Annotated in this window: 7 protein-coding genes; 3 read left to right on the forward strand and 4 right to left on the reverse strand. The window is 69.8% G+C overall.

Going from position 1 to position 11,671, the window contains the following annotated elements; translation table 11 throughout:
• The first annotated feature begins 50 nt into the window (after positions 1-50).
• Positions 51-3,299 (forward strand): error-prone DNA polymerase, encoded by a 3,249-nt coding sequence (locus tag AX690_RS16900; protein WP_066683681.1) that lies wholly within the window; start codon positions 51-53, stop codon positions 3,297-3,299.
• Between the two features lie 4 nt (positions 3,300-3,303).
• Here AX690_RS16900 and AX690_RS16905 read toward each other — a convergent pair whose 3' ends face one another.
• From AX690_RS16905 to AX690_RS16915, 3 genes are all read right to left on the reverse strand, one after another.
• Positions 3,304-4,698, reverse strand: coding sequence for an amidohydrolase family protein (locus AX690_RS16905; RefSeq protein ID WP_231732227.1), 1,395 nt, complete (start codon positions 4,696-4,698; stop codon positions 3,304-3,306).
• A gap of 274 nt (positions 4,699-4,972) precedes the next feature.
• A complete protein-coding gene (locus AX690_RS16910; protein ID WP_197426894.1) occupies positions 4,973-5,908 on the reverse strand; it encodes an alpha/beta fold hydrolase in 936 nt (311 codons plus the stop codon).
• Positions 5,909-6,381: 473 nt separating this feature from the next.
• Positions 6,382-7,881, reverse strand: coding sequence for a bifunctional aminoglycoside phosphotransferase/ATP-binding protein (locus AX690_RS16915; protein WP_066683687.1), 1,500 nt, complete (start codon positions 7,879-7,881; stop codon positions 6,382-6,384).
• A 201-nt stretch (positions 7,882-8,082) separates the two neighbouring features.
• Here AX690_RS16915 and AX690_RS16920 point away from each other — a divergent pair, with 201 nt between their 5' ends.
• A complete protein-coding gene (locus AX690_RS16920) occupies positions 8,083-8,706 on the forward strand; it encodes a TetR/AcrR family transcriptional regulator (RefSeq protein WP_066683689.1) in 624 nt (207 codons plus the stop codon).
• Positions 8,707-8,875: 169 nt separating this feature from the next.
• Here the strand turns inward: AX690_RS16920 and ilvD are convergent, their stop codons facing one another.
• On the reverse strand, positions 8,876-10,729 hold the full coding sequence (gene ilvD, locus AX690_RS16925; RefSeq protein WP_066683695.1) for a dihydroxy-acid dehydratase: 1,854 nt from the start codon (positions 10,727-10,729) through the stop codon (positions 8,876-8,878).
• A gap of 98 nt (positions 10,730-10,827) precedes the next feature.
• On the opposite strand from ilvD, the gene AX690_RS16930 reads away from it, so the two are divergent.
• On the forward strand, positions 10,828-11,671 hold an 844-nt coding region (locus AX690_RS16930), incomplete at its 3' end, for a LysR family transcriptional regulator (RefSeq protein WP_066730495.1).

The raw sequence follows: 11,671 nt of genomic DNA on the forward strand, positions 1-11,671 counted from the left end.
CCCCTCCGTCGGCTCCGCCGACACCTCCCCCGCGAGCGGGGGAGGAACTGATGCCCCGCCGCCCCGCCTATGCCGAGCTCCAGACCACCAGCAACTTCTCGTTCCTGCGCGGCGCCTCGCACGCGGAAGAGCTGGCCATCGCCGCCGAGGCGCTGGGGCTGACCGCCGTCGGGATCGCCGACCGCAACAGCCTGGCCGGCGTCGTGCGCGCCTGGACGGCGGCCAAGTCGCGCCAGGTCCGGGTGCTGACCGGCTGCCGGCTGGACTTCATGGACGGGACGCCCAGCCTGATCTGCTACCCGACCGACCGCGAGGCGTTCGCCCGCCTGACGCGCCTGCTGACCCTGGGCCAGCGCCGCGCCGAGAAAGGCCAGTGCCATCTGGCCTGGGCGGATTTCCTGGACCACGCCGACGGGCAGATTGGCCTGATCGTCCCGCCCCGGGCGCTGGACGAGACGTTCGAGCGGGACTTGGCTCGCATGGCCGGCGACCTGTCCGGACGATCCTGGCTGGCGGCCAGCCGCGCCTACGCCGCCCAGGACCTCAAGCGCCTCGCGCGCCTCGACGCCCTGGGCCAGGCGGCCGGCGCGCCGATCGTGGCGACCAACGACGTGCTCTATCACGGCCCCGAGCGACGGCCGCTGCAGGACATCATCACCTGCGTGCGCGAGCACTGCGCGATCCACGAGGCGGGCTTTCGGCTGGAGGCCAACGCCGAGCGGCACATCAAGACCCCCGCCGAGATGGCCCGCCTGTTCGAGCGCTGGCCGCGCGCGGTCGAGCGGACGGTCGAGATCGTCGAGCGGATCGGCTTCGACCTCGGCCAGATCAAGGAGCAGTACCCCGACGAGCCCGTGCCGCCGGGCAAGTCGGCGATGCAGCACCTGACCGACCTGACCTTCGCGGGCGCGGCCTGGCGCTATCCGAACGGCGTGCCGGACAAGGTGAAGGCCCAGCTGGAGGAAGAGCTGCGGCTGATCGCCAAGATGGACTACCCCAACTACTTCATCACCGTGCACGACATCGTGCGCGAGGCGCGGAAGATGGGCATCCTGTGCCAGGGGCGTGGCTCGGCGGCCAATTCCTCGGTCTGCTACTGCCTGGGCGTGACGGCGATCGACCCGACCGAGCATCGCCTCTTGTTCACCCGCTTCATCTCCGAAAACCGCGGCGAGCCGCCGGACATCGACGTCGACTTCGAGCACGAGCGGCGCGAGGAGGTGATGCAATATGTCTACGAGCGTTACGGCCGCGACTACGCCGCCATCTGCGGGACGGTGATCCACTACCGCCCGCGCAGCGCCATCCGAGACGTCGGCAAGGCCCTGGGCCTGACCGAGGATGTGACCAGCCTGCTGGCCGGCACCGTCTGGGGTAGCTGGGGCGATGGTCTGCCCGAAGAGCACCTGCGCGACGCGGGCCTCGATCCCGACGCCCCCGAGATCGCCCGGGCCGTGGCCCTGGCGACCGAGCTCTTGAAGTTCCCGCGCCACCTGTCCCAGCACGTCGGCGGCTTCGTCCTGACCAAGCGGCGGCTGGACGAAACCGTGCCGATCGGCAACGCGGCGATGAAGGACCGCACCTTCATCGAGTGGGACAAGGACGACATCGACAGCCTGTCCCTGATGAAGGTCGACGTTCTGGCCCTAGGGATGCTCAGCGCCATCCAGCGGGCGATGGGGATGCTGCGCGAGGACCACGGCCAGGCCTGGTTGAAGGATCTGGCCGACATCCCGAAAGAGGTCCCGGGCGTCTACGACATGCTGTGCAAGGCCGACAGCGTCGGGGTGTTCCAGGTCGAGAGCCGGGCCCAGATGTCGATGCTGCCGCGCCTGAAACCGCGCGAGTTCTACGACCTGGTGATCGAGGTGGCGATCGTGCGCCCCGGCCCGATCCAGGGTGACATGGTCCACCCTTACCTGAAGCGGAAGAACGGCATCGAGCCGGTGGAATGGCCCGCGCCTTCACCCGAGCACGGCCCGGCGGACGAGCTGAAGGGCATCCTGGGCAAGACCTTCGGCGTGCCGCTGTTCCAGGAGCAGGCCATGAGTCTCGCCATCGAGGCGGCCAAGTTCACGCCGGACGAGGCCGACGGCCTGCGCAAGGCCATGGCCACCTTCCGCAACCTGGGCACGCCCGCTGAGTACCGCGACAAGTTCGTCGAGGGCATGGTCCGGCGCGGGTACCAGCGTGACTTCGCCGAGCGCTGCTTCAAGCAGATCGAGGGCTTTGGCCACTACGGCTTTCCGGAGAGCCACGCGGCCAGCTTCGCCAAGCTCGTCTATGTCTCGGCGTGGATCAAATGGGCCTGGCCGGACGTGTTCTGCGCGGCCCTGATCAACTCCCAGCCGATGGGCTTCTATCAGCCGGCCCAGCTGGTCCGCGACGCGCGCGAGCACGGGGTCGAGGTCCTGCCGCCCGACATCCTGGCCAGCGACTGGGACTGCACGCTGGAGAAGGGCGCCGCGTACGAGGGCTTCCGGCCCCGGGCCGACAAGATCGCCGACTACGCCAACCGCCAGAACTGGAAAGCCGTCCGTCTGGGCTTTCGCCAGATCAAGGGGCTGAAGAAGGCCGACGTCGCCGTGCTGGTCCACGCCCGCGCGGAGGGCGCGCGCACGCCGGGCGAGTTCGCGCAGGGCGGTGTGCCGCAGAAGGCGCTGGAGCTGCTGGCCGAGGCCGACGCCTTCGCCGGCGTGGGCCTGACGCGGCGCGAAGCGCTGTGGGCGGTCAAGGGGCTGAAGGGCGAGCACAAGGCGCCGGTCCAGGCCCCGCTGCTGGCCGGCCTGCCGCTGTTCGAGGACCGCGTCGCCCTGCCGGCCATGGCCGCGCCCCAGGACGTAGCCGAGGACTATCGCACCACCAGCCTGTCCCTGAAGGCCCACCCGATCGGCTTCTACCGGCCGATGCTGCAACGGCGCGGGGTGATCACGGCCGAGCGGCTATCGACCCTGAAGGACGGCGCGCGGGTGTCGGTGGCGGGCCTCGTCCTGATCCGCCAGCGGCCGGGCACGGCCAAGGGCGTGGTGTTCGTGACCCTGGAGGACGAGACCGGCGTCGCCAACGCGGTGGTCTGGAAGGACCGCTTCGAGGCCGACCGCAACCTGGTGATGACCGCCTCGTTCCTGGTCGTCCACGGCCGGGTGCAGCGCGCCGACGGCGTCATCCACGTGGTCGCCGAAGGCTTCACCGACCTCTCGGCGCATCTCTCGGCGCTAAGGGACGAACCGGGCGCCCCGGCGCCGCGCGTGCGCCAGAAGGTGTCGGGGCGGCTGCTGCGGAGCCGGGATTTCCATTGAGGGGCTACCGCCCAGCCCCCGGCCGCCCCTGGGCGACGATGCGGCCGCCTTGCATGACCCAGCCGATAGACCGCGTAGCGCCAATGCCCTGGCGGGGATCGGCCGACAGCAGCACCAGATCGGCGCGGCGTCCGGCCTCGACGACGCCGATGTCGGCGCGGCCCAGGGCCTTGGCGGCGTCGGCGCCGGTCATGCGCAGGATTCGATCGGGCGAGAGGCCCGCCTCCGCCAGCAGCTCGAACTCCTGGTGCAGCCCCTCGCCGGGCGCGATCCATTCGTTGGTGAGGTCCGTGCCGCTGACCAGCCGCACGCCGCCGTCGCTCATGCGCTTGACCCAGGCCAGCAGCTTGGGGCGGGCGGCCTTCCAGCGCCGGAAGTCGTCCGGGCTCCAGTCGGCCGTGGCGTCGTCGCAGCGCGTCCAGTCGTCGCGAAGCTCCGGAAAGGCGTCGAGCGCGGGGTTGCGCCGATAGCGGCCCTCGTCGGGCGGCGAGAACTTGCCGTCATAGGCCATCAGGGTGACGTCGACCGACACCGGATTTTCGGCCAGCGCGGCGATCAGCGCCGTCTGCTCCGCCCCGTTGGGATCGAACGCCTCCAGCCAGTCGATCCGCGACCGAAAGCCCCGCCGCGTCTTGGTCGCCTCCAGATAGGCGGCGCGCCGGTCGGCCGGCAGGCTGTCCGCTGACCAGTCGACGCCGTGGGCCAGATGGTCGACGCCCAGGCGCGCGCCCTCGGCCCACGTCGTGCGCTGCAGGTGGCCGATGACCGGCAGGTGGTGGCGATGAGCTTCGTCGACCACCGAGGCGACCTGCTCGGGCTTCAGCCGCGAATAGACCTTGATGTAGTCGGGCCGATAGGGGAGCGCGTCGCGAACGATCTGGCGAAGCTGGGTGTCGGTGAGGCTCGGGTCGTTGATCAGCTCGGCCGAGGCCAGGGCGTGGGGGCCGCGAACCCGGCCGGCGTTGAGGTCGTCTCGCAGCGCCAGGCCCTCGACGGTGGGCGTGGCGGGGCTACGGACCGTGGTGATCCCGAAATCCAGCTGCGCCGACAGGGCCTTCTCCGACAGCGCGCGGTCGAAGCGCGGCGGCGCGTCGCCCTGGCCGCAGCGCGGAAACAGCAGGTGCGCGTGCATGTCGATGAAGCCGGGCAGCAGGAACTTGCCCCGGCCGTCGACGAGGACGGCGCCGCGAGGAGGGGGCGACGCGGCGGAGGTGACGCTGACGATGCGCTCACCACGCACGACGACCCGGGCGTCCTTAATCGCCGCGCCACCCCGGCCGTCCAAGACGGTCACGTGTTCGATGACGATGGGCTGATCCCGGCCTTGCGCCGCGCCCTGGGCGCAGGAGGCCAAGACCAGGGCGGTCAGCGACAGCCCGAAGCGGCGAAGGTTGATCATGAGCAACAGAAGACGGTCCCCGACGGCGCTGGAGAGAGCCACCCCAAGCCTTTGCCGGCAACTCATCAATTCTCGGCCGAGCCATGAATGGAATTCATGACGCGCCGTCCCACGCCGTAGCCCCTCACCCCAACCCTCTCCGCATGGGAGAGGGGGCCTCTCAGCGCTCCTTCTCCCCGGAGAAGGAGCCATCCTTACATCTCACGCCCAGCCCTGCACGCTGCGACCTCAAGAGGTGTGAGGCTCGCCCCGACCTGGGGAGGGGGGAGCGACCTTAGTAGGGGCGTTGTGGCCGGGCGCTGACTTCCGCCAGGAATTCCCGGATCGCGGCCAGGACGGGCTCGGGCTGGTTGGCCTGCATGTAGTGGTTGGAGTTCGGCACGGTGATGTTCCGCCCACGGCTGGATCGAGCCGCCAGCGCCGCGTGCCCGCGCTTCAACACGGCTTCGACCGACTGATTGAAGGCGTCGGACGCGCCCGGCGTCGGCGGGAAGGCGGTCCGCGTCAGGACGAGCAGCGGCAGGTCTCCCCAGTCCTTTTGCGGCCCCTTGTCCTCGTCGATGTGGCCATATTCCGAGGCGATCGTCTCCCACCGCTCGAGGCGCTGGTAGACGGGCAGCATCCGCGCGGCCTCGTCGCGCGTGTAGTACGGCAGGTTCGCCCTGAAACAGCCCTGCGGCGCCTCCAGCGTGATTTCGTGAGCGCGCGCCTTGGCCGCGCAATTGGACCATTTCGCATAGGCTTGGTCCCGCAAGCTGTCGAACAGCGCCTGGTCGGGGGCGGACAGGTTCAGATCGTCCTGGCCGTAGAACCCCGGATCGACCAGCACCATGCCCGCGACCTCGGCCGGGAACCGCTCGTAGTAGTAAGGCGCATAGCGCCCGCCGATCGAATGGCCGATCAGCACCACCGGCTTGCGTTCGCCGGCCTTGCGCAGCAGGGCGTGCAGGTCGTCGGTGACGTTTCGGGGCGTGCGAGGCTGGTCCGAGGCCGGGCTCTGGCCGTACCCCGCGCGGTCATAGAAGCAGGTCCGGTTGGTCTTGCTGAGCTCGGCCTGGATGTACTGCCAATCGAGGATCGTCCCGCCGAGGGCTTGCTCGAAGACCAGGGTCGGCGCGCCCTTGCCGATGCAGACCATGTTCAGCCGGCGGCCGTCACCGATGTCGATCAGGCGCCGGTCCAACATTTCCGGACTGCTTCCGGCCGTCATCTCGGGAGACGCTTCCTGCGCCAACGACAAGGACGGCGACAGGCATGCGAGCGCCAGGAGGCAAAGATGAAGATGGCGCACCACGAGCCTCCGGATCAACCTCTGGTGAAGCTTTGCGGAGGGTGCGGCAATTCGATGGCGTGTTTGATGCGTACCGATGGTGACCTTGGCGCTCCTTCTCCCCAGAGAAGTCTCGGTCATGCCCCAGGCGTGGACCACCTCGACGCCATAATTGTCGTGGATTATCGTTGTTCAGGAGAAGCTAGTGGGGCGCGCGTCGTTGTGCAACGCAGCGCGCCCTTAGGGCGAGCTTGAGAATGCCAAATGGCTCATGACGACGCCCCCTCCGTCACGATGCTTCGCATCGCGCCACCTCCCCGCTTGTGGGTGAGAGGAACGGCATCCTTCCTCGTGCAACGGAGAGGTGGATCGGCGCCAATGGCGATGAGACGGAGGGCGCGCTAACCTTAGCCCTACCCCATCGCCTCGGCCAGGGCCCGCGCCTCGTCCTCGAAGGCGCTGACGGTGTCGACCTTGCGCCAGGCGATCTCGCCGGGATCGCGGGCCAGCTGGTTTTCGAGCACCGCGACGTCGGCGTCCGAGGCGTCGTTGACGCGGGCGGCGACGCGGGCGCGCAGCACCTCGGGCGGGGCCTCCAGCCAGACGCCCTGGAAGGCGACGTCGCAGGTCTGGGCCAGGGCCTCGGCGCGGGCGCGCTCCTCGGGTTTCAGGAAGACGGCGTCCAGCACCACCGAGCGGCCGGCCTTGAGGCACAGTTCGGCGTCGTGGAACAGCTGGTCGTAGGTCTTGGCGCTCATCTCCGGCGTATAGGCCTCGCGCGGCAGGCGCTGCAGAGACGGCACGCCCCACAGCCGCTTGCGGATCTCGTCGGTGCGCAGGACCACCGCGCCGGGGGCGGCGCCCAGGCCCGGGGCGCAGACCCGCGAGAAGGTCGACTTGCCCGAACCCGACAGGCCGCCGGCGGCGATCAGGCTGACCGGACGCGGGGCCAGGTGCTCCAGCGCCGTCTGCAGATAGGCCCGCGCGGCCTCGTCGTCGCCGGTATAGGCCCAGACGTGGGTGCGGACCGCGGCGCGCACGCTCAGCATCAGGGGCAGGGCGGCCAGACCGGTCCACAGGCCGTCGCCGAACGACCGGGCGGCCTCGTCGAGATAGGCGTTCAGCACCCGGCCGGCGGCGTCCCGGCGGCGGCGGAAGTCCAGGTCCATCAGCAGGAAGGCCAGGTCGTACTGGATATCGATGTCCGACAGGGTGTCGTTGAACTCGATGCAGTCGAACAGGATCGGCTGGCCGTTCTCGATCAGGATGTTCCCAAGGTGCAGGTCGCCGTGGCAGTGGCGGGCGAAGCCGTCCTGGGCGCGGGCGTCCAGCAGCGGACCCAGGCGCTCCAGGGCGAGGTCGGTCTCCTGCGCCAGGCGCTCGACGGCCTGCTTGCCCAGGCGCGGCGCCAGGCCCCGCAGCAGGTTGGCGTTGGAGCGGGTCGTATAGCCTAGGGCCGAGACCCCGCCGCCTTGCGGGCGCGGGGCCGAGCCGGCGTGGAAGCGGGCCACGGTGCGGCCTAGCGAGTCCTCCAGCGCGTCGTCGATTGCCCAGGGCTGGGTCGCCAGCACGCCGTTCTGGTCGAAGCGGCGCATTTCCAAGAGGTACTCGACGATCTCGCCGTCGCCGTCCAGCTCGACCCCGCCGTCGGCGGCGCGGGTCAGGCGGCGGACCTCGCGATAGATGTCCGGCGCGGCGGCGCGGTTGAAGGTCAGTTCGCGCTCCAGCGCCCAGCGCCGCAGCTCCAGCGTGGAATAGTCGAGGAAGCCGAAATCGACCGGGCGCTTCACCTTGAAGGCCGAACCGCCGATCAGGAACACGCGGGCGCACGAGGTCTCGATCGTGCTTTCCGCGCGCTCGCCAAACCAGGCGGCCACTTCCTGTTCGCGCGCGGCTTCCGCGTCCTTGATCACGCTTTCGATCCCGTTTCTTCCGCCCACGAACCGGAGCGCGTTAGGTTTAAGTGTGAGCGGTTAAACCGCTCGAACGCGCTCCAAGTCGATGCGCGAGCGCTCCATAACCGAAACAGAACGCGAAGTCCTCTCGCGCGACCCTTGCTTACCCTTCATTTTCGCGGCTAGATTGCATCGCAAATCAAACAGCGAGTTTCCCTCATGCTCGTCGGCGCAGGTCTGAAGCGTTCGGGTCACAAGCGGGAGGAGATCCTCGCCTCCGCCAGGGCGCTGTTCCTGCGCGAAGGCTATGCCGACGCGGGCATGGAGGTGGTGGCCCGCGCGGCGGGGGTCTCGACGGCGACGCTCTACGCCTACTTCCCAGGCAAAGCGGACCTGTTCCGGGCCATCGTCATGGAGACGGTCAGCGGCGTGGCCGCGCCGGTCCGCGAAGCCGTTCGGGTCAAGGGCGACGCGCGCACCCGGCTGATCGCCCTGGCCTGCGCCTACGCCAACTTCTTCTCGCGTCCGGACGCGCGGGCCCTGTTCCGGGTGGTCACGTCCGAGCGCCGCCGCTTCGAGGACGTGGCCGAATACCTGTTGCAGAGCGCTCGGGACGAGTTGGGCGGGGCGGCGATCGCCGTGATCAACGACCTGGTCAGGACCGGCGAGCTGAAGGTCGAGAAGGCCTCCTGGGCGGCCAGCCAGCTGATGGGCATGCTGGACCACGTGACCCTGGTGCTGGGCCTCTCGGCCGGCGACGAGGTCCAGCCCCGCCGCCCGCTCCGCGCCATCGCCGAGGACGCGGTGGAAACCTTCCTGGCGCGGTACGGGGTGCGGGGGTGAGCTTCTAATCAGCCATATTTCCTGTGTCATCCCAGCCGTAGCGTAGCGAAGAGCCGGGACCCTGGGGCGGTTCGCACCGCGCTTTGTCACCCCCTGGGTCCCGGATAGCCTCTGCGAGGCTTCCGGGATGACACGTTAGAGAAGGCGTGGAGCTAGCGAGCTTCGCCCCCTACCGCCGTTCCACCTGGCTGACGTCGCGCACCGCGCCCTTGGCGGCGTTGGTGGTCATGGCGGCGTAGGCGCGCAGGGCCGGACTGACCTCGCGCTGGCGGTTCAGCGGCTTCCAGGCGTCGGCGCCGCGGGCCAGCTGGGCGGCGCGGCGGGCGGCCAGGACATCCTCGGCGACCTCGAGCGTGATCCCCCGGTTGGGGATGTCGATCAGGATCGAGTCGCCGGTCTCGACCAGGGCGATCAGCCCGCCTTCGCCGGCCTCGGGCGAGACGTGGCCGATCGACAGGCCCGAGGTGCCGCCCGAGAAGCGGCCGTCGGTGATCAGGGCGCAGGCCGCGCCCAGGCCCTTCGATTTCAGATAGGTGGTCGGGTACAGCATCTCCTGCATACCGGGCCCGCCCTTGGGGCCTTCGTAGCGGATGACCACGACCTCGCCAGCCGTGACCTGGCCGCCCAGGATGCCGCTGACCGCCGCTTCCTGGCTCTCATAGACGCGCGCGGTCCCACGGAAGGTCAGGATCGACTCGTTGACCCCGGCGGTCTTCACGATGCAGCCCTCGGGGGCCAGGTTGCCGAACAGCACCGCCAGGCCGCCGTCCTTGGAGAACGGGTGCTCGACCGAGCGGATGACGCCCTTTTCGCGGTCCAAATCGAGCTCTTCCCAGCGGGCGGCCTGGCTGAAGGCGATCTGGGTCGGCTTGCCGCCCGGCGCGGCGCGGAACAGCTCGTGGGCCGTGGCGCTGTTGGTGCGGCCGATGTCCCAGCGGGCCAGGGCCTCGCCCAGGGTCGCGGCGTGGACGGTCGGCTGGCTGGCGTCGATCAGCCCGCCGCGCTCCAGCTCGCCGAGGATGGCCATGACGCCGCCGGCGCGGTGGACGTCCTCCATGTGCACGTCGGCCTTGGCCGGGGCGACCTTGGACAGGCAGGGCACGCGGCGCGACAGCCGGTCGATGTCGGCCATGCTGAAGTCGACCCCGCCCTCGTGGGCGGCGGCCAAGAGGTGCAGCACCGTGTTGGTCGAGCCGCCCATGGCGATGTCCAGGCTCATGGCGTTCTCGAACGCGGCCCGGGTGGCGATCCCGCGCGGCAGGGCGGTGGCGTCCTCCTGCTCGTACCAGCGCTGGCAGAGGTCGACGACCAGGCGGCCGGCCTCCTTGAACAGGGCCTCGCGGTCGGCGTGGGTGGCCAGGACCGAGCCGTTGCCGGGCAGGGACAGACCGAGCGCCTCGGTCAGGCAGTTCATCGAGTTGGCGGTGAACATGCCCGAGCACGAGCCGCAGGTCGGGCAGGCCGCCTTCTCGATCGCCGAGACCTCTTCGTCGGAATAGCTGTCGTCGGCCGCCACGACCATGGCGTCGACCAGGTCCAGCGCGCGGATCTGACCCTTCACGGTCACCTTGCCGGCCTCCATCGGCCCGCCGGAAACGAAGACGACCGGGATGTTCAGGCGCATGGCGGCCATCAGCATGCCGGGGGTGATCTTGTCGCAGTTGGAGATGCAGACGATCGCGTCGGCGCAGTGGGCGTTGACCATGTACTCGACGCTGTCGGCGATCAGGTCGCGGCTGGGCAGGGAGTACAGCATCCCGCCGTGGCCCATGGCGATGCCGTCGTCGACGGCGATGGTGTTGAACTCCTTGGCCACGCCCCCGGCGGCCTCGATCTCGCGGGCGACCAGCTGGCCCAGGTCCTTCAGGTGCACGTGGCCGGGCACGAACTGGGTGAAGCTGTTGGCGATGGCGATGATCGGCTTGCCGAAGTCGCTGTCCTTCATGCCGGTGGCGCGCCAGAGGCCGCGGGCGCCGGCCATGTTGCGGCCGTGGGTCGAGGTGCGCGAGCGATAGGGAGGCATGATCAAATTCCAGTGTCGGTCGTGGGGTCTTTTACGGCAGTCGGGGTCGATCGAAAAATATATTAGTCGCGCCTGATTAGGTCGCTAAACCTATCGCCATGGACATTCGCCAGTTCCGCCACTTCGCCGCCGTGGCCGAGAGCCTGCACTTCGGGCGGGCGGCCGAGCGCCTGGGCATGACCCAGCCGCCGCTCAGCCAGTCGATCCTGGCGCTGGAGAAGGAGCTGGGCGCGCCGCTGTTCGCGCGGACCAAGCGGAGCGTCGAGCTGACGCCCTTGGGAGAGCAGTGGCTGCCGCATGTGCTGGAAGCCCTGGCCGCCGTCGACGCCTTGCCCGAGACGGCCCGGCGGCTGCGCGACGGGCAGACGGGGTACCTGACCCTGTCGTTCGTCAGCACCGCCGACTACAGCGTCCTGCCCGACCTCGTGCGGCGCTACGCCGAGGCCTATCCGGACGTCGAGATCCGCCTGGTCGAGGCCACCAGCGACGTGCAGATCCCGGCGGTGGTCGCCGGCGAGCGGCACGCGGGCATCATCATCCCGCCGGCCGAGCGGGCCCTGCCCGAAGCCCTGGCCTATCACCGCCTGGTCTCCGAGCCGCTGGTCGCCGCCGTTCCCGCTCTCTGGGTGGAGGACGGGCGGTTGCCGATCGTGGACGGCGTCCTGGCGCCCGAGGCCTTGCTGGACGCGCCGCTGGTGCTCTTTCCCCGCACCGTCGCCCCGGCCTTCCACGACCTGGTCACCGGCTATTTCAGCGCCCGCGGCCGCCCGGCGCGGATCGTCCAGGAGGCGATCCAGATGCAGACGATCATCAGCCTGGTTTCGGCGGGGCTGGGCCTGGCGCTGGTCCCGGCCTCGCTGAGGAACCTGGCGCGGGCGGGGGTGGCCTATGTCGAGCTCTCGGAGCCGCCGGTGCTGGAGACGGGGCTGGTGTGGCGGCGGG

The organism is Caulobacter sp. CCH9-E1 (assembly GCF_001556515.1).
Lineage (GTDB): Bacteria > Pseudomonadota > Alphaproteobacteria > Caulobacterales > Caulobacteraceae > Caulobacter.